Below are 25,830 nucleotides of genomic sequence, written 5' to 3' on the forward strand. Positions count from 1 at the left end.
CCTTGCAGCGCCGCGAGCTTGGCGCCCTTGGCCATCGCCATCGCCTGCTCTCCGGCGGTCCTGCCGAGCAGGCGCGCGTCCTTCCACACGCTCACCGTCTGCGTGCCCAGCGCGACGCGGTTCAAGGCCGCCTGGTCGCCGTCCTGGCCCGACACCGGCACCGAACCGGCCAGGCCCTGCGCCGCAAGGGCCGCGATGGCGCCGCCCGCGGTGCCGTCGTTCGACGCCACGACCGCGTCGACTTTGTTGCTGTTGGCGGTGAGGAACTGCTCCATGTTGCGCTGCGCGTTGGCCGGCAGCCAGCCGTCGGTGTAGGCCTCGCCGACCTTCTTGACCTTGCCGGCCTTGATGGCGTCGCCCAGGACCTCGATCTGGCCGGCGTGGAGGAAGTCGGCGTTGGGATCGGACGATGAGCCCTTGATGAAGACGTAGTTGCCCTCCGGCTTCACCTTGAAGACCTCGCGCGCCTGGACGCGGCCGACCTCCTTGTTGTCGAAGGTGATGTAGAGCACGTCCTTCATCTCGATCAGGCGGTCGTAACCGATCACCGGGATGCCCTCGTTGAGCGCCTTTTCGATGGCGGGCCGGATCGCATTGGCGTCCTGCGCCAGCACGATCAGCGCCTTGGCGCCGCGGGCGAGCAGCCCTTCGATGTCGGCGAGCTGCTTGGTGGCGTTGCTCTGCGCATCGGCCGAGATGTAGGTTCCGCCGGCCGCCGTGATCGCCGCCTTGATCGCCGCCTCGTCGGTCTTCCAGCGCTCCTCCTGGAAGTTCGACCAGCTCACCCCGACAACCTGCGCCTGTGCCGGCGCACTCACTGCCGCCATGCCGGCCAGGATGGCGGCGCCAGCCAGCGCCGCAAAAGGTGTGCGAGCCATGTTTCCTCCTGTTGTTGTCTGGCCTACGCGAGCGCCAAGCTGTGAAAACCTGCTGACGAGGCTGCTTCAAACTATGATGTGCGCGCTGCAGGGAGGTCAAGGTTGTGAAAGGCGGAGAGGAAGCTACGTCCACGGCCCTTCGAGCGGCTCCTCCAGGTCGCTCGCCCCGTGAACGATACGCACGGCCTGCACCCTGCCTCCGGCAATGAAATAGAGCGCGATATGGGATTCGAATGACCGCACGGGAAAGGCGCGCAATCCGGAGACTGTGTGATGGAAGCGAGGCGAGCCGATCCGTGGATGGCGTCCAAGCACATCAAGAATCTCTTCGACCATCTCAAGGAAGCGATATGCGGTTCTCGGATTATGTGAAGCGATGTTGGCAGCGTGCTCGTCAATGTCCCGAGTAGCCCGGCGTCGCTTGACAGCTCTCACTGTCGTTTCTTGGCGATAGACCGCTGCAGTGCCTGACGCCGCTTCTGCCAGTATGCGGGGTCATTCGGCTCCTCGGGGCTCTCCAGTCCTTGGCGCACGAGCTCCGCCAAGCTCTGCTCGGCCTTTTGGCGTTGATCCTGCCGAATCTAGTCGCGAACATACTCGCTCGACGAGGCATAGCTGCCCTCGGCAACCTGTCGATCGACGTAGGCCTTCAGGTCGCGCGATATGGCGACGTTCATGGTCCTAGGCATGGGCGCATTCTAGGCTCGTGGCAGTTTTTGCCAACGCCGGAGCCGGTATGCCCTACCGCACGAGCACCTGCTTGCGCATGAAGAGCAGCAGCGGGATCACCAGCAGGGTGCAGAGCGTCATCGCGCGGAAGTCGTTCAGGTAGCCGATCATCGCCGCCTGGCGATTGATCTCGGCGTCCCACACCGCGAGCATCTGCGAATCGGCGCCCGGCATCACCCGGCCGAACGGCCAGCCGGCGCTGTAGGGCGTGAGCTGGCCGACCAGCTCGGCGCGGTTCTCCTGGGTGTTGCGCGCGAGCAGCGAGACCAGCACGGCGATGCCGACCGAGGCGCCCATGTTGCGCATCAGGGCGTTGATCGCCGCCCCCTCGGTGCGCAGCCGCGGCGGCAGGGTGGCGAAGGTGAGCGTGGTGAGCGGCGGGAAGACCAGCCCGAGCGCGAAGCCAAGCAGGACGCCGTTCCAGATGATCCGGCTCTCGCTGACCTCGAGCGTGAAGGTGGTCATCTCCCACAGCGACACCGCGCACATGGCGAAGCCCAGGCCGATCAGGACGCGTGCGTCGAAGCGGCCGATCAGGCGCGACACCAGCATCATCGAGATCATCATGCCGGCGCCGCGCGGCGCCAGCACGATGCCGGTGGTGAACACCGGATAGCCCTTGAGCTGCTGCAGGAACGGCGGCATCAGCGTCGCCGTCACGATCAGGACCAGGCCGGTTATCGCGGTCAGCAGCAGCCCGACCGACAGATTGCGGTCGCGGAACAAATCGCGCGACAGGAACGGCTGGCGGTCGGTCAGCATGTGGATGAGAAACATCGAGAACGACACGCCGGCGACCAGGGCCTCGCCCATGATCTCGATCGAATCGAACCAGTCGAGCTGCTGGCCGCGGTCGAGCATGAGCTGGAAGCTGCCGATGGCGATCGCCAGGAAGGCGAAGCCCAGCAGGTCGAACGGCCGGCGCCGGTCGTGCGGCGTGTCACGCACCAGCAGCAGGATGCCGGTGGTGCAGAGGATGCCGACCGGCAAGTTGATGTAGAACACCCAGCGCCAAGTGAATTCGTCGGTCAGCCAGCCGCCGAGGGAGGGGCCGACGATCGGCCCGATCATGGTGCCGACGCCCCACATGGCCATCGCCTTGCCCTGCTCCTCGCGCGGGTAGGTGTCCATCATGATGGCCTGCGAGACCGGCACCAGGGCGGCGCCGAAGCCGCCCTGCAGGGCGCGGAACAGCACGAGCTGATCGAGGCTTTGCGCCGCCCCGCACAGCATCGACACGATGGTGAAGCCGACGACACAGGTCGACAGCGTGGTGCGCAGGCCGAAGCGGGTGGCGCAGAAGCCGGCGAACGGCGTCAGGATGGCCGAGGCCACGATGTACGAGGTGACGACCCAGGAGACCTGCTCCTGCGTTGCCGACAGCGAGCCCTGGATCGAGGGCAGTGCCACATTGGCGATGGTGCCGTCGAGCGCATGCATGATGGTGGCCATCATGACCACCAGCGTGATCAGGCCGCGCCGGCGCCTGACCGACGGGTCGGTCGTCATGGCTTGGCGGTGGCCGACGCGCTCGACAGGCCGAAGGTCTTGGCGAGGCCCGCCATCAGGCTGCCGAGCGAGCGGCTGTGGCCGGTGTCGATCTCGACGGTCGTGCTCATGCCGACGCGCAGCGGCGGGTCGCTCTCACGGCAGGCGACCGAGACTCGCACCGGGATGCGCTGCACGACCTTGACCCAATTGCCCGAGGCGTTCTGCGGCGGCAGCACGGCGAACTCCGCGCCGGTTGCCTGGGCGATGCTCGACACCGAACCGGTGCACTCGGCGTCGGGATAGGTATCGATCCTGATCGTCGCTGGCTGGCCCGGCCGCACCAGGGTGAGCTCAGTCTCCTTGAAGTTGGCTTCGATCCAGAGATCCCTGTCGGCCACCACCACCATCACCGGCACGCCGGCGGTGGCGTAGCTCCCGGGCACCGGCCGCTTGGCCACGATGCCATCGAGCGGCGCCTCGATGGTCGTGCGCCGCAGCTGCAGCAGCGCCTCCTCGCGCGCCGCCATCATCTGCCTCACCCGCGGATGATTGTCCGCCCGAATCTTGGGATCGCCGGCGAGCTGCGCCTCGATGCGCTGCAGATCCTCCTGCGCCGCCGAGATGCGCTGGCGTGCCACCTCCAGCCCCATGCGCGTCTCTTCGAGCTTCTGGGTCGAGGCGATTTTCTTGTCGGCAAGGTCAGACTGCCGGTCGAACTCGGCCTGGGCGTAGTTGAATTGGCTGAGGGCCGCCTTGATCTCCTCGCGCTTGGTGCGCCATTGCGCGCGCAGGCCGCGGATATCGGCGCGCGTCGTCTCCATCTCGGCCTCGATCTTGGCAAGCGCCAGGCGATAGGCCTGGTCGTCGAGCCGGAACAGGAGCTGGCCGCGCGAGACGTGCTGGTTCTCCTGCACCGGGACCTCGACGATGATGCCGGAGAGCTCGGTCGCGATCTGCGCACGATCCCCTTTCACGTAGGAATTGTCGGTGCTGACGTAGCGGCCGGACGCCAGCCAGACCAAGGCCGTCGCGACGATCACGAGCAGCGGCAGGAACCACATGACGACGCGCGCCAGAGCGCGACCACCGAGCCGCGACCGACGCGGCACGACCGGGACCGGCGCCGGCGCGACCACGGGCCCCTGCGTCGGGACGCGCGCGTCCAGCTGTTCTCCGTCTCTCACCTACATATGGTCTGCCGCGCGCCCCGGCTGGTCAACAGGCGGGTGCAGCATGGCTGCTAGGCCGGCCGCGAGGGCTTTGTCGGGCCGGGTCATGTCTGGGACCGCGCCACTCCAGCAAACCGGCGCGGATCATCGTCTTGCGGACCGCGGGCGTCTCGCCCGCTCATGCTCATGAGCGGGCGAGACGCCCGCGGTCCGCAAGACGTCAAGCCGGCCGCGCCGGCGTCGCACCATCACGAAACAGCTTGTAGGTGATGGCGTCGTAGAGGGCGTTGTACGAAGCATCCACGATGTTCGGCGACACGCCTATGGTCGACCATCGGCTTTTCGTGTCGGCGCTTTCGATCATGACGCGCGTGGTGGCGGCCGATCCGCCGGCCGAATCGAGGATGCGCACCTTGAAGTCGACCAGCCGCATGTCCTCGAGCTCAGGATAGACCGGGATCAGTGCCTTTCGCAGTGCAGCATCGAGCGCGTTGACCGGGCCGTTGCCCTCGCCCACCTCCATCGCCCGCCGGCCGGCGACATCGAGCTTCACCGTCGCCTCCGAGAGCGCGATCAACTGGCCGCGGGCATTGACCCGCCGCTCAGCCAGCACGCGAAAGCTTTGCAGCGCAAAATAGTCGGGCACGGTGTGCAGCTCATGGCGCGCCAGCAGCTCGAACGAGGCGTCGGCGCCATCGTAGGCATATCCCTCGGCCTCGCGCTCCTTGACGGTCTCAAGCAGGCGCGCGACGCCGGGATCCTTGGGATCGACCTCGAGGCCGATCTGGCGGAACCGGGCCATGATGTTGGACCGGCCGGCCTGGTCGCTGACCACGATGATGCGCTGGTTGCCGACGACCTCTGGATCGACGTGCTCGTAGGTCTTCGGATCCTTCTCGACCGCCGACACGTGCAGCCCTCCCTTATGGGCGAAGGCGCGCGTGCCGACATAGGCGGCGCTGCGGTTGGGCACGACGTTCAGCCGGTCGTCGAGCAGGCGCGACAGGTGGGTGAGCCGCTGCATCGCATTGGGCTTCAGGCCGGTGTCGAAGCCCATCTTGAGCACCAGGTTCGGGATCAGGGCGATCATGTTGGCGTTGCCGCAGCGCTCGCCCAACCCGTTGATCGTACCCTGCACCTGGCGGGCGCCGGCGCGAACGGCCGCCAACGTGTTGGCAACGGCGTTCTCGGTGTCGTTGTGGGTGTGGATGCCGATGCGATCGCCCGGGATCTTTCTGGTCACCTCGCCGACGATGCGCTCGACCTCGTGCGGCAGGGTGCCACCGTTGGTGTCGCACAGAACCAGCCAGCGCGCGCCCGCCTTCTCCGCCGCGCCAAGGCAGGCCATCGCATAGTCGGGGTTGGCCTTGTAGCCGTCGAAGAAATGCTCGGCGTCGAACATGACTTCTTCCATGCGGCTCTTCGCGTAGGCGAGCGAATCGGAGATCATCTCCAGGTACTCGGCGCGGTCGACCTCGAGCGCCACGTCGACATGGAAGTCCCAGGTTTTGCCCACCATGCAGACGTTGCGCGCCTTGGTCTGCAGGATGGCAGCCAGCCCGGGATCGTTGGCGGCGCTGCGCCCGGCGCGACGGGTCATGCCGAAGGCCACGAACTTCGCATTCTGGAAGGCGGGCGGCTCGGCGAAGAAGCGGTCGTCGGTCGGATTGGCGCCCGGCCAGCCGCCCTCGATGTAGTCGATGCCGAGCCGGTCGAGCTCTCGCGCAATCGCGGCCTTGTCGGCCACGGTGAAATCCACGCCCTGGGTCTGGGCGCCGTCTCGCAGGGTGGTGTCGAAGAGATAGATGCGGTTGGACTGGTTCATGCCGGCCGCATCATAGTGGGCCCTCGCCCCGGGAGATACCGTTCATGACCGCGCCCTCCTCATGACCACATCCACCACCATCGTCGAGCTGCGCTCCACGCTCCTGCAGGTGCCGTGGCGCGGCAAGCCGCCGGCCGCCGGCATCCTGTCGGCGCCGTTCCGCGACCTCTATGTCCTGGAGATCGAGACCCAGGGCGGCCTGGTCGGCATGAGCTACCTGATGCCGCTGCGCGGCGGCCTCGACACGCTCGATGCCTGCATGAAGGAGCTGATCGCCCCGCACGTGGTCGGCCGCGACGCCACCGAGGTCGAGGCGATCTGGCAGGTGCTCTATCGCAGCAATTTCTGGCTGGGCCGCATGGGCGTCACCGTGTTCGCCCAGAGCGCCGTCGACATGGCCTTGTGGGACATCGTCGGCAAGCGGGCCGGCCTGCCGCTGTTCCGGCTGTGGGGCGCCGCCCGCACGGCGGTGCCGGCCTACGGCTCGGGCTGCTTCCGCGGGCTGGGGTGTGACGGCATGATCGCCCGGGCCAGGGAATTCACCGCACAGGGGTTGAAGGCCATCAAGATGCAGGTCGCCCACATCAGGCCGTGGCGCGAGGACGTGCAGAATGTGCGCGCCATGCGCGAACAGATGGGCGACGGCATCGAGATCATGATCGACGTCAATATGGGCTGGGATGCCGACACCGCCATCCAGGCCGGCCATCGCATCGACGAGTTCGATCCCTACTGGCTCGAGGAGCCGGTGGTCGCCGAGGATTTCGCCGGCTACCGGCGCATCGCCGCGGCACTGAAGACCCGGGTCGTGGGCGGCGAGAGCCACTTCACCCGCAACGACCTCCGCCCCTTCCTCGAGACGCCCTGCGTGCCCATCCTGCAGCCCGACCCGATGCGCGGCGGCTACACCGAGCTGCGCAAGATCGCAGCGGCAGCCGAGCCGTGGGGCATCCGTATCGCCCCTCACCTGTTCCACGAGACGATGGTCCATCTGCTGGCGTCGATCCCCAACGCGAATTACCTCGAGTACATGGACTGGAACGATGACCTGTGGATCGAGCCCGTGCTGCCGGCCAAGGACGGCACCATGAGCCCGCCCGAACGGCCCGGCCATGGGCTCGCCTTCCGCCCGGAGATCCTCAGGGACTTCCGCAAGGGCGGCCAGCGCTTCAGGGCATGATGATCCCGACGGTATGATCTCGTTGGCATGACACAGGACGAACTGCGCGCCCTCGCGGAAGGAGACCGCACCTACGCCGACCGGACGTTCTCGCCCGACCTCTCGCTCGACGACCTCGATCTCTCGGAGAGCCGCTTCGAGCGCTGCCGGTTCGCCTTGCCGACGATCCGCGGCGCCAATTTTTCCGAATCGACGTTCAAGGACTGCCGCTTCGAGCCGACGCGCTTCGCCAACTGCAAGCTCGCCAAAGCCGCCCTCGCCGGCTGCACCCTGTTCGACGTCGACAAGAAGGCCGGCTCCGTCTTCGCCTTTTGCGACATGCATGCCCTCGTCGTGGAGAAGTGCAACGTTGCGACCTGCACGTTCGATCGCTGCGAACTCTACGGTCTCGGCGCGACCGACAGCAGCTTTCGCGGCGCCCGGTTCGTCCGCTCGTCCTTCACCAGGGCACTGTCACGCCGATCGACCGTGACCAAGGCCTCGTTCGAGCGCTGCAACCTCGCCTTCGCCGATCTGTCGGAACTGCAACTGGCGAACGCCGAGTTCCGCTTCTGCCGATTGTCGGAGGCGTCGCTCATCGGCACCGACCTCAGCGACGCCAGGCTGCTGGAATGCGCCCTCGACCGCGTCGAATGGGACAAGGCGAAGCTCGCCAACGCCGATCTCAGCGGCTCCCAGCTCGCCGGACTGAACCTTGCGGTGCTCGCCGACTATGCCGGCCTCACGATCAGCGAAAGCGAGCAGTCCAACCTGCTCGAGCAGATCGGGATCCGGGTAGTCTCTTGATCTCTCCGCCGAGGTGCTGACCAGGTGCTCATGGCTGGGAGCGCGCCACTCCGATGGCGCTCTTCTTGCCGATCACACATCTTATGAGCGCCACGGGAGTGGCGCGCTCCCAGCGATGAGCCCTTCACCACCATGGAGGGAACAAGAGCTCTTGCAACAGCTCACGCCGTCAGCGGGAAATGGCACGCCACCTGGTGATCGGGCGCAACCTCCTTCGGCAGCGGCACCTCGGTGGCGCAGCGGGCCTCGGCGCGCGGGCAACGCGTGCGGAACCGGCAGCCGCTCGGCGGATCCATCGGCGACGGCAAGTCCGAGGCGGTGAGCTTCACCTGCCTGACCGGCTGTGTCGGGTCGGGCACCGGTATCGCACTGAGCAGCGCCGCCGTGTAGGGGTGCGCCGGCGCCCGGTACAGCGCTTCGGATGGCGCCAGCTCGCAGATCCGCCCGAGATACATCACGGCAACGCGGTCGGAGACGTTCTTCACCACCGCCAGGTCGTGCGAGATGAACAGCATGGTGAGCCCCATGCGCGCCTTCATCTCGCGCAGCAGGTTCAGGATCTGCGCCTGCACCGAGACGTCGAGCGCCGACACCGGCTCGTCGCAGATCAGGAGCGACGGCTCCAGGATCAGCGCGCGGGCGATCGAGATGCGCTGGCACTGCCCCCCAGAGAATTCGTGCGGCCGGCGATCGAGCGCCAGCGTCGGCTCGAGGCCGACCGCCTCCAGCATGGCCGCGACCCGTGGGCCGATCTCCGGCTTCGACAGCCGCCTGTTCACCCGCAACGGCGCGGCGACGATGTCGGCAACGGTGTGCCGCGGATTGAGCGAGGCGATCGGGTCCTGGAAGATCATCTGCAGCTGCGGCCGCAGGCGGCGCAGCTGCGCCGCCGGTTGCGTCGCCAGGTCGGTGCCCTCGAACCACACCTGGCCGCCTGTTGGCGGCGGCAGCTGCATCAGCGCCCGCGCCGCCGACGACTTGCCGCAGCCGGATTCGCCGACCAGGCCCAGCGTCTCGCCCCGACGGAGGTCGAAGCTGATGCCGGAGACGGCATGCACGGTACGCCCGTCCGGCACCCGGAACTCGACTGACAGCTCATGCACGCTGAGCAGCGGTGCGTTCACGACGCAGCCCCCAGCGGGTGCCAGCAGGCGAAGGCATGGCCGTCGCCGCTGAGCTCCGGCGTCGCGCGGCGGCAGTCCTCGGCGACATAGCGGCAGCGCGGCGCAAAGCGGCAGCCGGGCGGCGGGTCGATCAGCTCGGGCGGCCGCCCGGCGATGGTCTCGAGCGGCGTGTGCGGCGGATCGGCCAGGCGCGGGATCGAGCGCAGCAACGCCTCGGTGTAGGGCATTCGCGTGTGGGCGAACAGCGTCGTCGTGGCGGCGCGCTCGACGATGCGTCCGGCATACATCACCGCCACCTCGTCGGTGTGGCCGGCGACGACGCCGAGGTCGTGAGTGATCAGGATCAGCGCCATGTGGCGCTCGCGCTGCTGTCGGCTCAGCAGGTCGAGGATCTCGGCCTGCACGGTCACGTCGAGCGCCGTGGTCGGCTCGTCGGCGATCAGCAGCGCCGGCTCGCAGCTGAGCGCGATGGCGATGGCGACGCGCTGGCGCATGCCGCCGGAGAGCTGGTGCGGGTAGTGGTCTACCCGCCGGGCCGGCTCCGGAATGCCGACCGCTGTGAACAGCTCGACGGCCCGCTCGCGCGCGGCGCGCCGGCCCAGACCCATGTGATAGGTCAAGGTCTCGACGATCTGCGCGCCGCAGGTCATCACCGGGTTCAGCGACGTCATCGGATCCTGGAAGATCATCGCCATGTGGCGGCCGCGCACCTGGCGCAGCTGGCGCTCCGACAGCCGACGCAGGTCGCGGCCTTCGAAGGTCACGCGGCTGGCCGACGGCACCTGGGCGGTGGACGGCAGCAGGCTCATGATGGTGCGCGCCAGCACCGACTTGCCGCAGCCGCTCTCGCCGACGATGCCCAGCGTCCGGCCGCGGTCGAGAGCGAAGGAGACGCCGTCGACCGCGCGCACCCGACCACGCGGCGTGCGGAAGTGCGTGTGCAGATCCTCGACCGAGAGCAGCGGCGTCGCGCTCACAGTCGGCTCTCGCGCGGATCGATCAGCCCGCGCAGACGGTCGCCGATCAGGTTGAAGGACAGCACCGTCAGGCACATCGCCGCCGCCGGGATCATGGTGACGTGCGGCGCCTGGTCGAGCAGCTCTCGGCCTTCCTCGATCATTGCTCCCCAGCTCGGCGTCGGCGGCGGTACCGACAGGCCAAGGAAACTCAGCGTCCCTTCGGCGACGATCAGCACCGCGACCAGGAGCATGGCGAAGACCAGGAGCGGCATCACCACGTTGGGTACGATCTCGCGCACCAGGATGTAGAGGTCGGAGGCGCCCATCGCCTTGGCGGCGAGCACGAACTCCCGGCCGGCGAGGCTCAGCGTGTTGGCCCGGGCGACGCGGGCCGACGCCGGCACCGACAGAAAGCCGAGTGCAAGGATCAGGTTGGGTAGCGACGGGCCAAGGTAGAAGGTAATTCCCAGCAGCAGCACGAGGGCCGGGAAGGCCAGGATGATGTCCATCGCGGCCACCACCACGCCCTCGACGCGGCCGCGATAGTAGCCGGCAAGCACGCCCAGCGCGCCGCCGACCAGCAGGCCGATCAGCGGCGACAGCAGGCCGATCGTCAGCGAGACCCGGGCGCCGTACACCAGCCTCGACAGGATGTCTCGGCCGATATTGTCGGTGCCGAGCAGGTAGCGGTGCTCGCTGAGGTCGGTCTCGCCGGCGAGCTCGATCTCGCCGACCGTTCCCGGCACCGCCGCTCGGTTGAGGAAGTCGATGGTCTCGGGCGCCGGCATCGGCCACAAGTCGGCCGTCACGGCGCCGAACACCACCAGGCCGATCCAGGCGACCGGCAGCCAGAAGCCGAGGCCGAGGCGGCGGCCCCGCCGGCGAACGGTGAGCCCTTCGGCCTCTCCGGCGGCGGCGACATCGTCGACAGTGCTAGCCATCGCGGCCGCCCACCCGGATGCGCGGGTCGAGGAAGCTGTAGGTCAGGTCGACCAGGAAGTTGATCACCACGTAGGCGACGGCGATGAACAGGATGCAGCCCTGCACCACCACGTAGTCGCGGCTGAAGATCGCGGTCAGCAGCAGCCGGCCGATGCCGGGCAGGGCGAAGATCGATTCGATGATCAGCGTGCCACCGATCAGGGCACCGATCTGCAGGCCGAGAATGGTGATCAGGCTGAACGACGAAGGCCTCAGTGCATGGCGGAACAGGATCCGCCAGGCCGGCAGACCCTTGGCCCGGGCCATGGCGATGAAGTCCTCCTGCAGCGTCATGATCATGTCGTTGCGCAGCAGGCGCATGAGGGTCACCCATTCGATCAGGGCGATCGACAGCGCCGGCAGGGCGAAGGTGCGAAAATTGTCCCACAAACCCTCGGAAAGCGGCACGTAGCCGGTGGCCGGCAGCCAGCCCAGCCGCAACGCGATGATGAAGATCAGCACCAGCGCCATGACGAAGGGCGGCACCGAGATCATGGCGAAGCCGGCCAGCGTGACGGCGCGGTCGACCCAGCGGTTCTGCCGGTAGGCGCACAGCACGCCGAGCGGCACTGCCAGCGCCATCGCGATCACCTGCGCCAGCACCATCAGCTCGATGGTCACCGGCAGGCGGCTCAGGATCGCCTCGCCGACCGGCTCCGACGTGCGCAGCGAGACACCGAGGTCGCCCTGCGCCAGAGCCGCCAGCCATTCGCCGTAGCGCACCAGCATCGGCCGGTCGAGGCCGAGCTGCTCGCGCACCGCCTCGACCTCGGCCGGGGTTGCCGTCGGGCCGACGACCAGATAGGCGATGTCGCCCGGCAGCAGGGCCACGAACAGGAACGTCAATGTCGTCACCGCCACGACGACGAAGACCAGCCTGAGCAGCTTACGGCCCAGATACCGCATCGGCGGGACCGGTCGGCTGGCGTGCGGCTAGTCGAACCAGGCGAAGCGAACGTCCACGACCCCTTGATACAGTGGGCGCAGACCCTTGAGGCCCTTCTTGGCGATGGCGTTGTGCGTGCGGCCGGATGCCCAAAGGATCGGCGCATCCTGGTTCATCTTGCGCACCACCGAGCACATTGCCGTCTTGCGCTTCTCCGGCGTCGGCGCCGTGCGCATGGTCACCAGCAGCTTGTCCATCTCCGGGTCGGCATAGTGGGCCAGGTTGTACGGGCTCTTCGACTGCAGCAGCGCGAACAGCTGTGGCCCGATATCGCCGGCGTCGGCGATGCGCCAGCCGGCCATCTGGTAGTCGTTCTTGAACACGTTGCCGATGAAGGCGACCTGGTCCATCGGCTTGAGCTTCATGGTGATGCCGGCGCGCTTGGCCAGCTGCTGCCACAGCAGGCCGTACTCGCGGCCTCGCTGCGTCGCTGTGTGCATCAGCTCGACCTCGATCGGCTTGCCGATCTCGGCGACGAGCTTCTTGGCCTCGGCGAACTTGGCGTCTCCCAGGTAGCCCGAGTCGCACTTGCCTTCGTCATCGAAGCCGGTCTTGGTGACCAGCTGCGTATTCTGCAGCTGCGATTCGACATAGTACTTCTGGTCCCACGCCATGCTGAGCGCGCGTCGGACGCGGACATCGTCGAGCGGCGGCTTGGAATTGTTGAGGAAGAGAATGCCGCCGCCCTCGCCGTTGCGGCTGTACACGGTGAGCTTCGGGTCACTCTTGGCCTGGACGATGGAATGGCCGCGATCGGTCCAGTGGACGTCGATCTCGCCGGATTGCAGCGCGGCCTGGCGGGTCTGCTGGTCGGGCAGCACCTTGAACACGATCTCGTCGAAATGGACCTTGGCGTCCTTGTTCCAGTAGTTCGGGTTGCGTTCGACCACGATCTTGTCGCCGCCCCGCCACTCCTTGAACCTGTACGGGCCGGTTCCGACGGGCTGGCGGTTCATGGTGTCGGCGGCGACCGCCTTGGCCGACGGAATGAAGCAGCACAGGGCGAACGCCGACAGGCCGTCTCGCATCGGCTGCCAGGGATGCTTCAGATTGATGCGCACGGTGTGGTCGTCGACCTTCTCGGCCCCCTTGATCGGACTGATGAACATCAGCCCGACATACTTGCTGGCCGGGTCGAGGACGCGGTTGTAGTGAGTGACCACGTCGTCGGCGGTGAAGTCGCTGCCGTCATGGAACTTGACACCCTTGCGCAGCTTGAAGATGTAGGTCAGGCCGTCCTCGGACGCCGTCATCGACTCGGCCAGCTCGCCCTTCAGCTTGCCGTCGGCGTCATAGGCCATCAGCCGGTCGACCATGGTCAGCATCACCGAGGCCGGCGCCTCGCCGAGCACTCGCCCCTTGACCGCATCGAAGCCGGTCGGCTCCTGCTCGATGCCGACCGTCAGGGTCTTGTTGGCAGCCTCTGCTGCTCCGACTGCCAAGAACGCCGCCACGCCGGCCAGCACGGCGCCGATGATCGCCGAGCGCCGGCCGGCCCCCGTCAACCGAATCCAAGTGTTCGACATCATGTTCGTCCTCCCTGTTGTACGAGGCCATGACTCTCGATCGTTTGTCTTGATTGGCGCCGATGGTGCGGCGCTTATGCGGTGGACGCAATACACACGAGGCAAGCGGCTACTCGAAAGGCGGCAAGCTCGGTGAAGCCGAGCTCGCCAGGTTCGAAACGGATGCGACCCGTTCCGACAGGAACGGCACGATACTCGCTCAGCGGCAGACGTTGCGCAACGCGCGCCACTCGGCGTCGGTGAAGGCCGGCCGCCCGACGGGCAGGCGCTTGGTGGCGGCGATGCGCTCGGCGGTCGGCGGATGGCTCGACCAGATGCCGGCCGCGGCCGCCATGTCCGTCGACTCCTTTTTAATCATCTGCTCGAAGAAGCTGGCGATGCCGTCGGCGCGAATCCCGAGCTTCTCGAGCAGGGAGACGCCGGTGGCGTCGGCCTCGCGCTCGAAGGCACGTCCGTTGCGCAGGGCGAGCAGCAGGCTGCCGCCGCTCCCCAGCGTGCCGATGACGTCGGAATAGCCGCCGCTCACCAGCTTCAGCATCAGGTCGATGCCAAACTGGCGGACCAGGCCCTTGGTCGGATGGTGGTGGACGACATGGCCGATCTCGTGCGCCAGCACGCCCGCCACCTGGGAGCTGTCCTTGGCCTGGTCGATCAGATCGTAGAAGAATACCAGGATGCCGCCCGGCAGGGTGAAGGCATTGACCGGTCCGCCGGCAATGACGTGCACCGTGATCGGATGCTCGTAGCCCGCCGCCTGGGCGAGGCGGTTGGCGAGACCGTTGATCGCCGCCAGCCCGGCCTTGCCGTGGCATTCCTCCTTGTCGGCCGTAATCTCGTCGTAGACGCTTTCGCCGAGCCTGGCCTGCAGGCTGTGGGGCAGCAGGGGCGCGGCGTACTCGCTGCCATAGTCGACCGCGAACCAGAACACGCCGAGCAGCGCCACCAGCGTGGCGCCGAAGCTCGCAATCCGAGCGCCCGATGCCGCCGGCGTCGTCGTCAGCCTGGCAAGGTGGGGGATCAGCTGGGCGAGCTGGCGGCGCAACTCGAGATCGTCGGCGACGAGGCGCGCATCGCTGCCCTTGCAGGCGACCGCCGGCACCCCTTCGTGCTCGACGTCGCCCAGCACGAAAACGTCGGCGATCGGCCAGCGCGCCAGGACAAAGGAATCGGCGCGCCGGACGATTACCAGGTCGCTGGCGGTGGCGCGCACGTCGGCGCCGTGCACCAGGGCGGTGACGCCATCATAGAAGCGGGCGCGGGGCGCGGGACCGGAATCGGCCATCGTCACACGCCGGTCACGTCGAACATGTCGAGCAGGCCCTCGCCGAAGCCCGGGCCGCGACTGGCCGGCTGGCTGATCGTGGCGCCATCGGGTGCGCCGTAGATCCACAGCTCCCGGGCGATCAGGCGCAGCGTGCGGTGCATCACCCACGGCCAACCGAGCCCCAGGGTCAGCAGCACGATCAGGTAGTTCAGGACCATGAAGCCCCACATCTGCCGGGTCGAGATCGCCGTGGCGAACAGGACGTTGCCGGCGCGGCTGCGGGCCACCAGGTAGCGGAACAGGTAGGCCTGCCACCAGCAGCGCAGCGGCAGGATCAGCAGGCCGAACAGGACGTACGCGGCGATCGCGATGGCGATGGCGATCACGATGGTGCGCGCGTCGGGGTGGGCGAGCAGGTCGCCGATGTCATCGGCCTCGACGCCGAGCTCGCTCACCGTGCCGCCGATCGCGGCGAACACGATGACCAGGGCAAGCCCCCAGGCCAGTATGTTGAGGAAGTAGTAGCCGATGTAGCGGCCGTAGACGTCGCCGGCGCTGCCGGCGAAGGCGAATGGCAGGGTGCCGAAGCGCACGTTGGCGATGCGCGGGCGGGCGAGGTTGACCGACACGACCGGTGTCAGGAGCTGCCCGGTGATGGCATTGACCAGGGTGAGGAACGTCGCCGAAGCGCCGTACGACCAGGCGGAGCCGGCCAGCCAGCAGCGGATGCCGCGCCAGCGCGTACGCGACAGGCGATAGCGCAGACCGGCATAGTGGCCGACATAGGCGAGCGGAAAGCCGATCAGCGCCACCGACAGCGTGAAGGCGTCGAAGGCACCGAAGCTCGCCATCGGCTTCTCGTGAAAGACATGGATCCATACCAGCCACATCAGGCCGCCCCAGGCGGCGATCAGCATCAGCGCCAGCAGGAAGCCGATCAGCAGCTCGCGGCCGCGCCCGCGATACTCGAAGCGGTCCCCCAGGATGGCGAAGTGGCTCCACAGATAGCGGCGCAGCCGAGTGCGTCCCCAGAAGCGCGACCAGCCGAGCGTCAGCAGCATCAGCACGACGTGGCGCAGGTAGATGGCATAAAGCTCGCCCAGCCGGCCGTCGTAGACGGGGCGGCTGGGCGTCAGATCGGGTGCCGCCGGTGCGGCCGCTGCGACCGGCTGCTCGGCCGCAGCGACGGGCTGCTGCCAGGGAGGGGACGGATGGCTCACGGGTGGTGAATTCTGCCCATTTGCATTGCAAAACGAATGATGCTGCAATGCAGCATCGATTGATGTAGGGAATTTTACGCAACCGCCTCGATGCCCGCCACCATGACCGCCCAGCCCTCCCCCAAGCCCCAGCGCGACCGGCCCTGGCTCATCCGCACCTATGCCGGGCATTCGACCGCCGCCAAGTCGAACGAGCTCTATCGCACCAACCTGGCGCGCGGCCAGACCGGCCTGTCGGTCGCCTTCGACCTGCCGACCCAGACCGGCTACGACTCCGATCATCCGCTGGCCAGGGGCGAGGTCGGCAAAGTCGGCGTGCCCATCAGCCATCTCGGCGACATGCGCACCCTGTTCGACGGCATCCCGCTCGACCGCATGAACACGTCGATGACGATCAATGCGCCGGCGGCGTGGCTGCTCGCGCTGTACATCGCCACCGCCGAGGCGCAGGGCGTCGACCGCGCCAGGCTGCAGGGCACGACGCAGAACGACATCATCAAGGAATATCTTTCGCGCGGCACCTACATCTTCCCGCCCGAACCGTCGCTGCGGCTGACCGCCGACACGATCGGCTTCACCTATCGCGAGGTTCCGAAGTGGAACCCGATGAACGTGTGCAGCTATCACCTGCAGGAAGCCGGCGCGACCCCGGTGCAGGAGCTCGCCTTCTCGCTCGCCAACGCCATCGCCGTGCTCGACGCGGTGCGGGCACGTGGCCAGGTGCCGGAGGCGGATTTCCCGCAGGTGGTCGGTCGCATCTCGTTCTTCGTCAATGCCGGCATCCGCTTCGTCACCGAGATGTGCAAGATGCGGGCGTTCGCCGAGCTGTGGGACGAGCTGACGCGCACGCGCTACGGCGTCGCCGACGCCAAGCAGCGGCTGTTCCGCTACGGCGTGCAGGTGAACTCGCTTGGGCTCACCGAGCAGCAGCCGGAGAACAACGTCTACCGCATCCTGCTCGAGATGCTGGCCGTGGTGATGAGCAAGAACGCCCGTGCCCGCTCGGTGCAGCTGCCCGCCTGGAACGAGGCGCTCGGCCTGCCGCGACCGTGGGACCAGCAATGGTCGCTCAGGTTGCAGCAGATCGTGGCCTTCGAGACCGACCTGCTCGAGTATGGCGACATCTTCGACGGCAGCAGCGAGGTCGCCCGCAAGGTCGACGAGCTCAAGGCCGAGGCGACGGCCGAGATGGCGCGCATCGCCGACATGGGCGGCGCGGTCGAGGCGATCGAAGCGGCCTACATGAAGCAGCGCCTGGTCGAGTCGAACCTGCGCCGGCTCGCCGCCATCGAGGCGGGCGAACAGACGGTGGTGGGCGTCAACGCCTACACCGAGGCCGAGCCTTCGCCGCTGTCGGCGAGCGGCGAAGGCGCCATCCTGACCGTCGATGCCGCCGTCGAGCGCGACCAGGTCGAGCGCCTGAAGGCATGGCGCGTCGCCCGCGATGGCGCCGCCGTAGCCAAGGCCTTGGCCGAGCTAACGTCGGCGGCACGCGAGGACCGCAACGTCATGCCGGCGTCGATCGCCTGCGCCAAGGCGGGCATCACCACCGGCGAATGGACCGACACGCTGCGCTCGGTGTTCGGCGAATATCGCGCGCCGACCGGCGTCGCCCGCGCCGTCGGCGTGAGCGACGGCCGGCTCGAGACGGTGCGACGCGAGGTCGAGGCTGTCTCGCGCCGACTCGGCCGGCGCATCAAGATGCTGGTCGGCAAGCCCGGCCTCGACGGCCATTCGAATGGCGCCGAGCAGATCGCCGTACGCGCCCGCGACTGCGGCATCGAGGTGGTCTACGAGGGCATCCGGCTGACGCCCGAGCGCATCGTCAATGCCGCCCTCGAGGAGAGCGTGCATGTGGTCGGCCTGTCGATCCTGTCGGGTGGCCACGTCTCGCTGGTCGGCGAGGTGCTGGAGGGCATGCGCGGCGCCGGCATCGCCGACGTGCCGGTGGTGGTCGGCGGCATCATCCCGCCGGCCGACGCCGAGGCGCTCGTCAAGGCCGGCGTGACCCGCGTCTACACGCCCAAGGACTTCGACCTGACGCAGATCATGCGCGACATCGTCTCGGTGGTGGACAGCGCGTGGAAAGAGGCGGCGTAGCCGCAGCCGTCAGTCAGTTCGAAAACTTGCCGTCGCGTGCAGGGTGGGCTCGACCGCTGCGTGGCTGAACAGCCAGGCTTCGGCATTGACAACGACACCGTCGCGCCGAATCACACGCGACAGTGCAATCATGTCGGCATCCTGTGCTTGCCGGAGCACCGTGACGGTGAGATGCAACAGCCGTCGATCGAGGCCCGCCGCCGCGCGCAATGACGTGTCGGCAAGCGATAGCAAGGCAGCGCTGCTCCATCGCTCGCCGGGCGCGAGCGAGAAGCGCAGCCGAACATCCTGGCCGTCGAACTCCTCGACGAACACGTCGTGACGTTCGGATGCGACAAGAAAGTCGTCGAGAGTCTTTTGCAGTTCTTCTTCGGTCATCGGCAGGACTGTCGCAGAGCGGCGCCGTTGCGTCACCTTTCCTTGCCCGCGGGCGTGGAACGCTCGAGTTCAAGCATGACAGCGGCAGCGCCGCCGGGCTATCTCCCGAGGCGATGTCCTTCCTCGATCACATTGCACGCTGCAACAACGCCCGTCTCGCCGAGTTCGAGCCGTGGTTCATCGGCGACGAGCGCGCCGGATTCGTCCATCGTGACTTCGCACCCGAGCTGGCCAGGCGCCCCGACTTATTCGCCCATCGCGCGGCCGCCTGGCATCTCGACCCCACGCTCGATACACCGGCAAAGCGAACGGCGGCGGTGCGCGCTTTTCTTCTCGAGCTGCGCGGGCGCGGCTATTTCGCAGGGCTGTGGCGCGAGGAGCCCTATCCCGTCACCTGGCAATGGGGCCGGCCGCCGCTGATGGAGATCGAGCGCGCCGCTGCACCCTGGTTCGGCGTCCGCGCCTTCGGCCCCCACCTGACCGGATATGTCCGGAGGCGCGACGGCCTGCACGTCTGGGTGCCGCGCCGTTCCTATGCCAAGCCGACCTTCCCGGGGCAGCTCGACAATACGGTGGCAGGGGGACAGCCAGCCGGCATCGGCCTGCGCGACAACCTGATCAAGGAGTGTGCGGAAGAGGCATCGATTCCTCGGCTCCTCGCCGAGCAGGCTCGCGCCGTGAGCTACATCAGCTACTGGAATCAGTCGGGCCCGCAGCTCAAGCCCGACATCATGGTGTGCTTCGATCTCGAGCTGGCGGAGGATTTCACACCGCGCGCAAACGACGGCGAGGTGCATTCCTTCGAGCTGTGGCCCGTGCAGCGCGTGTTCGAGACTGTACGCGACACGTTCGACTTCAAGTACAACTGCAATCTGGTGCTGATCGACTTCTTCGTCCGCCACGGGCTGTTCGCGGCCGACGATCCCGATTTCATCCACATCGTGCGTGAATTGAAGGCGACGCAACCTCTGGAAACGTGAGACCGTTGCAGCGCGTGAGGGAGCATTTTCTCATGCCTCAGCCCGCACGCACGCCGGAACAATCCCAGTCAGATCACAGTCGTTTTCCCGCATTTCTTCATGTAACATGTCGGCAACGGAATCAGCCGAGCGAATGGCGCGTCGCTTGGAATACGTCGCTGGCTCGACTGGCTGCGATGAGATGGCATCCCCCCATGCCACGACGTGCTTATTCTGTTGCCTTTTCGATCGGCCTGCTCGGTCTCGCGATCGGGCCCGTCGCATCGCAGAGCGGCAATCACGGCCAAGGCCACGCTGAGAATCACGACTGGTACCAGCAGCTGAAGCAGCCTGGCACCGGCTATTCCTGCTGCAATGGCACGACCAACGGCATCGAAGGCGATTGCCGCCCGACCCGCGCCTATCAGACGGACGACGGAACGTGGCGGGCGTTGATCAATGGTCGATGGGTGCCCGTACCGCCCAGGGTAGTGCTCCAGCAACTCGCCCCCGATGGCAACAGCCACATCTGCGCCAGCCGCAGCGGCATGATCTACTGCTTCCTCGGCGGCTCGCCGAAATCGTAAGCGAACTGATATCGCCATGAAAATCGGGGCGGGTACCGCCCCGATCTGCGCGGCATCGTGGTGCGCGCCGCGGAGCTGGGGGCCTCCCCCGACTTTTGCCCAAGTTCCCAGGCCGTGCGAAGCTCGGCCAACGGAAAGCGGGGGCAGGTTTGGCGCGGGACGGTCAGGGCTTGGAGGTGAGCAACGCCAATGGCGAGGCAATCGCCGCCCTCGACTTCCTCACCAACGAATGGCTGGCCTTCGGCAATCGCCTGCCCGAGTTCATCGCCGCCGCCGACCGCGAGGAGCGCTGCCCGCTGCTGCCGCTGATGGCCGCCAATCTCGTCCTGTCGATGCATTCCGCCGAAGGCCATCATGCCGCCAGGCAGTACCTCGCCCGCGCCAGGGCGCTGGCGCGCGACGGCGCCGACGCCAACGATCGCGAGCGTGCCTGGCTCGCCGCGACCGAAGCCTGGGTCGACGGCGACACCAATCGCAGCCTCGACAGGCTCGACCACCTGACGATCCACTGGCCGCGCGATCTGCTCGCCGGCAAGCTCGGCCAGCTGCACGCCTTCAACCGCGGCGACGCTCGGGCGCTGCTCCGCTTCGGCGAGCGGCTGTTCGACTCCGGCCGCGACAATCGCTTCGTGCACGCGATGTACGCCTTCGGCCTGGTCGAGAACCATCGTCTCGACGAGGCCGAGGGCATCGCGCAGTACGCTCTAACTCTCGCCCGCGACGACCCGTGGGCACATCACGTGATCGCCCATTGCTTCGAGGCGCGCGGCCGGCTGGTCGAAGGCGAGGCATTCCTGGCCGCGATGTCCGACACCTGGGAGCGCTGCAACTCCTTCATGTACACCCACAACTGGTGGCATCTCGCGCTCTTCCTGATCGATCTCGAGCGCGCCGACGAGGCGCTGGCGCTCTACGACCGGCGCGTCTGGGGCGTGTGGAAGGAATTCTGCGAAGACCAGATCAACGCCGTCTCCCTGCTGGCACGGCTCGAGCTGCGCGGCCTCGACGTCGGCGATCGCTGGTCCGACCTCGCCAGCTATCTGAAGCCCCGCCTGCACGAGCATTACTCGCCCTTCCTCGACCTGCAGTATCTCTACGGCCTGGCTCGGGCCGGCGAACGCAGCGCCGTCACCGAGATGCTGGCGAGCCTCGAGGAGCGCGCCGAGACGGCGAAGCCCTTCGAGCGCGAGGCGTGGGGCGATTGCGCGGTGCCGATGGCGCACGGCCTTGCCGCCCACGCAGTGGGCAATCATGCCGAGGCCGCCTCCCTGCTCGGCCGCGCCATGCCGCATGTGCAGTCGATCGGCGGCAGCATCGCCCAGCGGGCCCTGTTCGGCGCCATCCATCTCGACGCCCTGATGCGCTCGGGCTGGAACGACGCCGCCATCGCTCTCCTGCAGGCCGACGAACGCGAGCGGCCAACCGTGCCGTGGACCAAGCGCTCGCTGGGCGCGCTCTATCGCCGGGTCGGTCGTACCGAGCGGGCGACACTCGCCGAGCTCGAGGCCGGGCAGCTCGCAGCCAAGTACCGCACATGGAGTCCGGGATGAACGATGATCTCACCCAACTGACGGCCGCCAGGCTCTCGGCGCTCTACCGCAAGGGCAAGGCTTCGCCGGTCGAGACCATGAAGGCGGTGCTGAAGCGCACCGAAAGGATCAATCCCGTGATCAACGCCTTTCGCCACGTCGATGGCGACGCGGCAGTGAAGGCGGCGCGCGCGTCAGAGCGACGCTGGAAGAAGGGCGAGCCGTTGTCGCCGATCGACGGCGTGCCCGTATCGATCAAGGAGCTGGTGCGGGTCAAGGGCTGGGCCGCCAGCATGGGAAGCAAGCTCACCGACAAGAGCCCGGTCGACGAGGATGCACCGGCGGTCGCCCGCCTGCGCGAGGCGGGCGCCGTCGTCTTCGCCCAGAGCACCAGCTCGGAGTACGGCCACAAGGGTGTCACCGATTCGCCGTTGAACGGCATCACGCGCAACCCGTGGAACATCGAGCGCACGCCGGGCGGCTCCTCGGGCGGCGCAGGCGCCGCCGTCGCGGCCGGCCTGGGGCCGATCGCCATCGGCACCGACGGCGGCGGCTCGGTGCGCATTCCCTCCAGTTTCAGCGGCCTGGTCGGGCTCAAGGCCACGTTCGGCCGCGTCCCCGCCTGGCCGCCGTCGATGACCGGCGATCTCTCCAACACCGGGCCGATGTGCCGCACCGCACTCGACTGCGCCCTGATGATGAACGTCATCTCGCGGCCCGATGCGCGCGACGCCTACGGCCTGCCGGCCGACGACATCAACTACGCGAAGAAGCTCGATGGCGACCTGAAGAAGCTCAAAGTCGGCTTCGTCCTGCGCTTCGGCGACCACCCGCTCGACATCGAGGTCGCCTCCCTGGTCACCAGGGCAGCCAGGCAGTTCAGCGCGCTGGGCTGCAAGGTCGAGGAAGTGACGGCGCCCTTCCCATATGCCGACGCCAGCCGTGCTTTCGTCGTTCACTGGCTCTCCGCCCTGCAGCGACTGCTGCAGCTCTTCCCCGAGAGTCGGCACAGTGAATTCGATCCTAACCTGCTGGCCTCGGCCAAGGCGGGCCTTCGCTACACGGTGCAGGACGTGGTGAACGCGCAAGCGACGCGGCGCGAACTCGCCATCGCCTGGAACCGGTTCTTCGCCAGCTACGACCTGTTGCTGACGCCGACCGTCGCCGTGCAGCCGTTCGAGGCCGGCAAGAACCTGCCTCTCGGGCCCGACGGCAGGGGCAACGTGCTGTGGTCGCCCTACACCGCGACTTTCAACATGAGCCGCCATCCCGCGGCCTCGGTGCCGTGCGGCCTCGGCCGCGACGGCCTGCCGATCGGCCTGCATATCGTCGCCGGCCACTATCGCGACGCCCTGGTGCTGCGCGCCGCCGCCCGCTATGCCGAAGCCAATCCCCTCGAGTTCCCTGATCTACCGGAGACCAAGTGATGACCGCCGATCTTGCGATGATGCCGGCCCACGAGCTGGTGAAGCTCTACAAGGCGCGCAAGGCCTCGCCGGTCGAGGCGACGCGGGCGGCGCTGGCGCGCGTCGAGGCATTCAACCCGGAGCTCAATGCCTTCCAGCATCTCGACCCCGACGGTGCCTTGCGTGCGGCGCGCGCCTCGGAGAAGCGCTGGAAGAAGGGTGGCAAGCGGCTCTCCGACATCGACGGCGTGCCGATCACGATCAAGGACATGGTGCTGACGAGGGGCATGCCGACGCGCATGGGCAGCATGGCGACCGACGCCGACGGCCCATGGATTGTCGATGCGCCGGTGGCGGCGCATTTGCGCGCCGCCGGCACGGTGCTGCTGGGCAAGACGACCTCTCCCGAGTACGGCTGGAAGGGCGTGACCGATTCGCCCTTGTTCGGCGCCACCCATAATCCGTGGAAGATCGGCCGCACGCCGGGCGGCTCGTCGGGCGGCGGCGTCGCCGCCGAGGCGGTCGGCATGGGCAGCCTCGCCATCGGCACCGACGGCGCGGGCTCGGTGCGCATCCCTTGCGCCTTCACCGGACTGTTCGGTCTCAAGCCGACGCAGGCGCGGGTGCCGCTGTTCCCGCCTTCGGCCCAGGGTACGCTGTCGCATGTCGGGCCGATGACACGCACCGTGCGCGACGCGGCGATGATGATGAACGTGATCGCCCGGCCCGATCCGCGTGACCTCTACGGCCGTCCCGACGACGAGGAGAATTATCTCAAGGGTTTCGACAAGGGCGTGAAGGGCCTGCGCATCGCCTACTCGCCAAATCTCGGGTTCGTCGAGCGCGAGAAGATCGATCGTGACGTCGCCGTCGCGGTCGACAATGCCGTAAGGGTCTTCAAGACCCTGGGCGCGCGCGTGGTCGAAGACTCGCCTGACCTGATGGGGCTCGATCCGCGCCGCGTGCTGAACGCGCACTGGCAATCCAACGTGGCCATACTGGTCAAGAGCTTCGCACCGGAAAAGCGCGCCCTGATGGACCCTGGCCTTCTCAAGGCCGCCGAGGTCGGCGCCAATCTCGGGCAGGAGGTCGTGGTGACGGCGATCCATCAACGACAGCAGATCGGCGTCGTCATGAATCAGTTCATGGCCAAGTACGACCTGCTGCTGACGCCGACCATGCCGATGACGGCCTTCGCCGTGAATGAGAATGCTGCATGGGGCGGCGACGGCGTCGACATCGGCTGGACACCGTTCACGCTCACCTTCAACCTGACGCGACAGCCGGCCGCCACGATTCCCTGCGGCCTCGACCGCGAGGGCCTGCCGATCGGCCTGCAGATCGTCTCCGGCCACGCCCGCGATGCCCTGGTGTTGCGCGCCGCCGCCGCCTACGAACGCGTCCGCCCGATCCCGGCGCCGCCGATGGCGCACAAGATTTGAACCCTACCGGTGATCGGGAGCGCCAAGCTCTTTCCGGCACTCGGCGGTCAGCTGGTTGGTGTGCTGGTCGGTGCAGGGCTTCTGGCGCTCGATATGGAGCGCGACGACATAGAAGATCAGGGCGCCGAGGATCCAGATCACCAGCGACAGGCTGAGCGCCGGTTCGTAAGCGCGCTCGATGCGACGCGACAGACTGGCGTTGGGCGCAAGAGAAGCAATCCATCGCACCAATACCAGACCAAGCGGGAACGTCGCCGCACCGCACGCCAGGAAGTAGAGGAACAGGTTTTCGACGCTCATCGGGCAGACGGTATATACTCGGTAAAAAAGCGGAGAAAGCCTTGATGCGACGCGGACCGATGGTCGCAACTCTCCAGGCAATGGCAGGCCCTGCCGCCGCCCCCCAGCATCAGCGTGACCTGTCCCGCCAGCTCGTCTCCTGCGAGGCGCGCCCCACCCCCGCGATACGCGCGCGGGATGGCGAGGCGCTGTCGGCCGGCGATAGAGCAGTCGGCGCGGCGGGACTCAAGCAGCGGCAATGCTGAAGCGGCGGACCATCATCCAGGCGTCGCTGGCCGGTGGCCTGGTGGCCGGCCTCGCCGGTCTCTCCGAGATCGCCCATTGGTACAAGGAATGGTGGGACGTACACGGGCCGGGGTGGAAATCGATGCCGTGGCCGTTCTCCGTCGACGCCTGGCCGCCCGGCAAGGCATGGCGCAATCGCGACCTCGGGCTCGAGGTCTGTGTGCGCCTGAAGCTCGACTTCTACGGCAACTGCGACACGGAAGTGGTCGCGGACGCGGAGGTCGACCGGGTCAGCGACATCAGTCTGCTCGACTCCGACTTCGTGCCGGTTCAGGCGGGCAACCGAATTCGCATCACCGACCTGTTCGGTCGCGCCCGGCTCTACCGCGTGAAGACACGGGACGGCGAACGCCTCGCCGAAGCCATCGCCGTCTCCTACAAGTGCGACATCGTCGCCGCCATCGTCATCGGCCCGATCGACGATCCCCAGACGCGCAAGGCGGCGCGCAGCTTTCTCGAAACCAACACCGTGCAGATCTGGGTGAACCAGATTCTGGAGGGCCGGTAGAGAAGTCACAGCAGCGCGGAGCGCAACGTCGGAATAGGCGCTGTTCATTCTCCTCCCATGAAAATGGGCGGCAACCCGCCCCATTCAGAATCGTGGTGTGCGCCGGACGTGCTGGGCGGCTCCCCCCAGCTGCTGTGCAGATGATGGCCTCGAAATTGCTCTCGTGGGGGCGGCGACAGGGACAAAGCCGCGACAGTTTGTGTCTCGCCGGTTCCATTCTTGAGAAATCTCGTCTATACAGTAACAGTTATACGGTAA

24 protein-coding genes are annotated in these 25,830 nt (G+C 67.4%); 9 read left to right on the plus strand and 15 right to left on the minus strand.

The features are described from left to right. From AB7O82_RS18840 to cimA, 6 genes are all read right to left on the minus strand, one after another. A partial coding sequence (locus AB7O82_RS18840) for a substrate-binding domain-containing protein (protein WP_428619934.1) occupies positions 1-878 on the minus strand: 878 nt, incomplete at its 3' end. Positions 879-1,001: 123 nt separating this feature from the next. Beyond that, positions 1,002-1,313: a type II toxin-antitoxin system RelE/ParE family toxin gene (locus tag AB7O82_RS18845; protein ID WP_428542218.1), complete on the minus strand. Its 312-nt coding sequence runs from the start codon at positions 1,311-1,313 to the stop codon at positions 1,002-1,004. A 146-nt stretch (positions 1,314-1,459) separates the two neighbouring features. Continuing rightward, positions 1,460-1,567, minus strand: coding sequence for a ribbon-helix-helix domain-containing protein (locus AB7O82_RS18850; protein ID WP_428542215.1), 108 nt, complete (start codon positions 1,565-1,567; stop codon positions 1,460-1,462). 52 nt (positions 1,568-1,619) lie between these two features. Then, the gene (locus tag AB7O82_RS18855) at positions 1,620-3,116 is read right to left on the minus strand and encodes a DHA2 family efflux MFS transporter permease subunit (RefSeq protein WP_428542212.1); all 1,497 of its coding nucleotides are present in this window, start codon (positions 3,114-3,116) and stop codon (positions 1,620-1,622) included. Further along, positions 3,113-4,234 (minus strand): HlyD family secretion protein, encoded by a 1,122-nt coding sequence (locus AB7O82_RS18860; RefSeq protein ID WP_428542209.1) that lies wholly within the window; start codon positions 4,232-4,234, stop codon positions 3,113-3,115. The genes AB7O82_RS18855 and AB7O82_RS18860 overlap by 4 nt, the downstream gene beginning before the upstream one ends. A gap of 253 nt (positions 4,235-4,487) precedes the next feature. Next, the gene (gene cimA / locus AB7O82_RS18865; RefSeq protein WP_428542206.1) at positions 4,488-6,092 is read right to left on the minus strand and encodes a citramalate synthase; all 1,605 of its coding nucleotides are present in this window, start codon (positions 6,090-6,092) and stop codon (positions 4,488-4,490) included. A 61-nt stretch (positions 6,093-6,153) separates the two neighbouring features. Here cimA and AB7O82_RS18870 point away from each other — a divergent pair, with 61 nt between their 5' ends. After that, positions 6,154-7,272, plus strand: coding sequence for a mandelate racemase/muconate lactonizing enzyme family protein (locus tag AB7O82_RS18870; RefSeq protein ID WP_428542203.1), 1,119 nt, complete (start codon positions 6,154-6,156; stop codon positions 7,270-7,272). Between the two features lie 27 nt (positions 7,273-7,299). Continuing rightward, complete coding sequence (locus AB7O82_RS18875; RefSeq protein ID WP_428542200.1) at positions 7,300-8,058, plus strand: pentapeptide repeat-containing protein; 759 nt, start codon at positions 7,300-7,302, stop codon at positions 8,056-8,058. 161 nt (positions 8,059-8,219) lie between these two features. Here AB7O82_RS18875 and AB7O82_RS18880 read toward each other — a convergent pair whose 3' ends face one another. From AB7O82_RS18880 to AB7O82_RS18910, 7 genes are all read right to left on the minus strand, one after another. Next, positions 8,220-9,182 carry an ABC transporter ATP-binding protein gene (locus AB7O82_RS18880; protein ID WP_428542197.1) on the minus strand — a complete coding sequence of 321 codons (963 nt, stop codon included), beginning with the start codon at positions 9,180-9,182 and terminating at the stop codon, positions 8,220-8,222. Beyond that, entirely contained in the window at positions 9,179-10,159 is a 981-nt protein-coding gene (locus AB7O82_RS18885; protein WP_428542194.1) for an ABC transporter ATP-binding protein, read from the minus strand. The genes AB7O82_RS18880 and AB7O82_RS18885 overlap by 4 nt, the downstream gene beginning before the upstream one ends. Further along, positions 10,156-11,082 carry an ABC transporter permease gene (locus tag AB7O82_RS18890; protein WP_428542191.1) on the minus strand — a complete coding sequence of 309 codons (927 nt, stop codon included), beginning with the start codon at positions 11,080-11,082 and terminating at the stop codon, positions 10,156-10,158. The genes AB7O82_RS18885 and AB7O82_RS18890 overlap by 4 nt, the downstream gene beginning before the upstream one ends. Continuing rightward, positions 11,075-12,028, minus strand: a complete 954-nt coding sequence (locus tag AB7O82_RS18895; protein ID WP_428542188.1) for an ABC transporter permease — start codon at positions 12,026-12,028, stop codon at positions 11,075-11,077. The genes AB7O82_RS18890 and AB7O82_RS18895 overlap by 8 nt, the downstream gene beginning before the upstream one ends. A gap of 27 nt (positions 12,029-12,055) precedes the next feature. Further along, the gene (locus AB7O82_RS18900; RefSeq protein WP_428542185.1) at positions 12,056-13,597 is read right to left on the minus strand and encodes an ABC transporter substrate-binding protein; all 1,542 of its coding nucleotides are present in this window, start codon (positions 13,595-13,597) and stop codon (positions 12,056-12,058) included. Positions 13,598-13,793: 196 nt separating this feature from the next. Further along, positions 13,794-14,876: a M48 family metallopeptidase gene (locus tag AB7O82_RS18905; RefSeq protein WP_428542182.1), complete on the minus strand. Its 1,083-nt coding sequence runs from the start codon at positions 14,874-14,876 to the stop codon at positions 13,794-13,796. 2 nt (positions 14,877-14,878) lie between these two features. After that, entirely contained in the window at positions 14,879-16,078 is a 1,200-nt protein-coding gene (locus AB7O82_RS18910) for a YjgN family protein (RefSeq protein WP_428542179.1), read from the minus strand. A 102-nt stretch (positions 16,079-16,180) separates the two neighbouring features. Between AB7O82_RS18910 and AB7O82_RS18915 the strand changes: the two genes are divergently transcribed. After that, positions 16,181-18,178, plus strand: a complete 1,998-nt coding sequence (locus AB7O82_RS18915) for a methylmalonyl-CoA mutase family protein (protein WP_428542176.1) — start codon at positions 16,181-16,183, stop codon at positions 18,176-18,178. A 9-nt stretch (positions 18,179-18,187) separates the two neighbouring features. On the opposite strand, the gene AB7O82_RS18920 is transcribed toward AB7O82_RS18915, so the two are convergent. Then, complete coding sequence (locus tag AB7O82_RS18920; RefSeq protein ID WP_428542173.1) at positions 18,188-18,556, minus strand: hypothetical protein; 369 nt, start codon at positions 18,554-18,556, stop codon at positions 18,188-18,190. 113 nt (positions 18,557-18,669) lie between these two features. On the opposite strand from AB7O82_RS18920, the gene AB7O82_RS18925 reads away from it, so the two are divergent. The 5 genes from AB7O82_RS18925 to AB7O82_RS18945 all read left to right on the plus strand — a co-directional run bounded on the left by AB7O82_RS18925 (position 18,670) and on the right by AB7O82_RS18945 (position 24,479). After that, the gene (locus AB7O82_RS18925; RefSeq protein WP_428542170.1) at positions 18,670-19,536 is read left to right on the plus strand and encodes a DUF4743 domain-containing protein; all 867 of its coding nucleotides are present in this window, start codon (positions 18,670-18,672) and stop codon (positions 19,534-19,536) included. Between the two features lie 194 nt (positions 19,537-19,730). Then, complete coding sequence (locus tag AB7O82_RS18930; protein WP_428542167.1) at positions 19,731-20,102, plus strand: hypothetical protein; 372 nt, start codon at positions 19,731-19,733, stop codon at positions 20,100-20,102. A 176-nt stretch (positions 20,103-20,278) separates the two neighbouring features. Next, positions 20,279-21,652 carry a tetratricopeptide repeat protein gene (locus AB7O82_RS18935; protein ID WP_428542164.1) on the plus strand — a complete coding sequence of 458 codons (1,374 nt, stop codon included), beginning with the start codon at positions 20,279-20,281 and terminating at the stop codon, positions 21,650-21,652. Then, positions 21,649-23,058, plus strand: a complete 1,410-nt coding sequence (locus AB7O82_RS18940) for an amidase (RefSeq protein WP_428542161.1) — start codon at positions 21,649-21,651, stop codon at positions 23,056-23,058. Before AB7O82_RS18935 ends, AB7O82_RS18940 begins: the two co-directional genes overlap by 4 nt. Then, the gene (locus AB7O82_RS18945) at positions 23,058-24,479 is read left to right on the plus strand and encodes an amidase (RefSeq protein WP_428542158.1); all 1,422 of its coding nucleotides are present in this window, start codon (positions 23,058-23,060) and stop codon (positions 24,477-24,479) included. Before AB7O82_RS18940 ends, AB7O82_RS18945 begins: the two co-directional genes overlap by 1 nt. A gap of 3 nt (positions 24,480-24,482) precedes the next feature. Here the strand turns inward: AB7O82_RS18945 and AB7O82_RS18950 are convergent, their stop codons facing one another. Continuing rightward, positions 24,483-24,779 (minus strand): hypothetical protein, encoded by a 297-nt coding sequence (locus AB7O82_RS18950; protein ID WP_428542155.1) that lies wholly within the window; start codon positions 24,777-24,779, stop codon positions 24,483-24,485. Positions 24,780-25,017: 238 nt separating this feature from the next. Here AB7O82_RS18950 and AB7O82_RS18955 point away from each other — a divergent pair, with 238 nt between their 5' ends. Further along, positions 25,018-25,572: a hypothetical protein gene (locus AB7O82_RS18955; protein WP_428619937.1), complete on the plus strand. Its 555-nt coding sequence runs from the start codon at positions 25,018-25,020 to the stop codon at positions 25,570-25,572. Positions 25,573-25,830 lie beyond the last annotated feature (258 nt).

Source organism: Reyranella sp. (assembly GCF_050185545.1).
GTDB lineage: Bacteria > Pseudomonadota > Alphaproteobacteria > Reyranellales > Reyranellaceae > Reyranella.

What these genes read in the sequence shown, in the direction of transcription:
- AB7O82_RS18850 (WP_428542215.1), bottom strand. Translation starts at nt 1,567, where the DNA reads ATGCCTAGGACCATGAACGTCGCCATATCGCGCGACCTGAAGGCCTAC.
- AB7O82_RS18855 (WP_428542212.1), bottom strand. Translation starts at nt 3,116, where the DNA reads ATGACGACCGACCCGTCGGTCAGGCGCCGGCGCGGCCTGATCACGCTG.
- cimA (WP_428542206.1), bottom strand. Translation starts at nt 6,092, where the DNA reads ATGAACCAGTCCAACCGCATCTATCTCTTCGACACCACCCTGCGAGAC.
- AB7O82_RS18870 (WP_428542203.1), top strand. Translation starts at nt 6,154, where the DNA reads ATGACCACATCCACCACCATCGTCGAGCTGCGCTCCACGCTCCTGCAG.
- AB7O82_RS18875 (WP_428542200.1), top strand. Translation starts at nt 7,300, where the DNA reads ATGACACAGGACGAACTGCGCGCCCTCGCGGAAGGAGACCGCACCTAC.
- AB7O82_RS18890 (WP_428542191.1), bottom strand. Translation starts at nt 11,082, where the DNA reads ATGGCTAGCACTGTCGACGATGTCGCCGCCGCCGGAGAGGCCGAAGGG.
- AB7O82_RS18895 (WP_428542188.1), bottom strand. Translation starts at nt 12,028, where the DNA reads ATGCGGTATCTGGGCCGTAAGCTGCTCAGGCTGGTCTTCGTCGTCGTG.
- AB7O82_RS18900 (WP_428542185.1), bottom strand. Translation starts at nt 13,597, where the DNA reads ATGATGTCGAACACTTGGATTCGGTTGACGGGGGCCGGCCGGCGCTCG.
- AB7O82_RS18905 (WP_428542182.1), bottom strand. Translation starts at nt 14,876, where the DNA reads ATGGCCGATTCCGGTCCCGCGCCCCGCGCCCGCTTCTATGATGGCGTC.
- AB7O82_RS18915 (WP_428542176.1), top strand. Translation starts at nt 16,181, where the DNA reads ATGACCGCCCAGCCCTCCCCCAAGCCCCAGCGCGACCGGCCCTGGCTC.
- AB7O82_RS18920 (WP_428542173.1), bottom strand. Translation starts at nt 18,556, where the DNA reads ATGACCGAAGAAGAACTGCAAAAGACTCTCGACGACTTTCTTGTCGCA.
- AB7O82_RS18925 (WP_428542170.1), top strand. Translation starts at nt 18,670, where the DNA reads ATGTCCTTCCTCGATCACATTGCACGCTGCAACAACGCCCGTCTCGCC.
- AB7O82_RS18930 (WP_428542167.1), top strand. Translation starts at nt 19,731, where the DNA reads ATGCCACGACGTGCTTATTCTGTTGCCTTTTCGATCGGCCTGCTCGGT.
- AB7O82_RS18940 (WP_428542161.1), top strand. Translation starts at nt 21,649, where the DNA reads ATGAACGATGATCTCACCCAACTGACGGCCGCCAGGCTCTCGGCGCTC.
- AB7O82_RS18945 (WP_428542158.1), top strand. Translation starts at nt 23,058, where the DNA reads ATGACCGCCGATCTTGCGATGATGCCGGCCCACGAGCTGGTGAAGCTC.
- AB7O82_RS18950 (WP_428542155.1), bottom strand. Translation starts at nt 24,779, where the DNA reads ATGAGCGTCGAAAACCTGTTCCTCTACTTCCTGGCGTGCGGTGCGGCG.
- AB7O82_RS18955 (WP_428619937.1), top strand. Translation starts at nt 25,018, where the DNA reads ATGCTGAAGCGGCGGACCATCATCCAGGCGTCGCTGGCCGGTGGCCTG.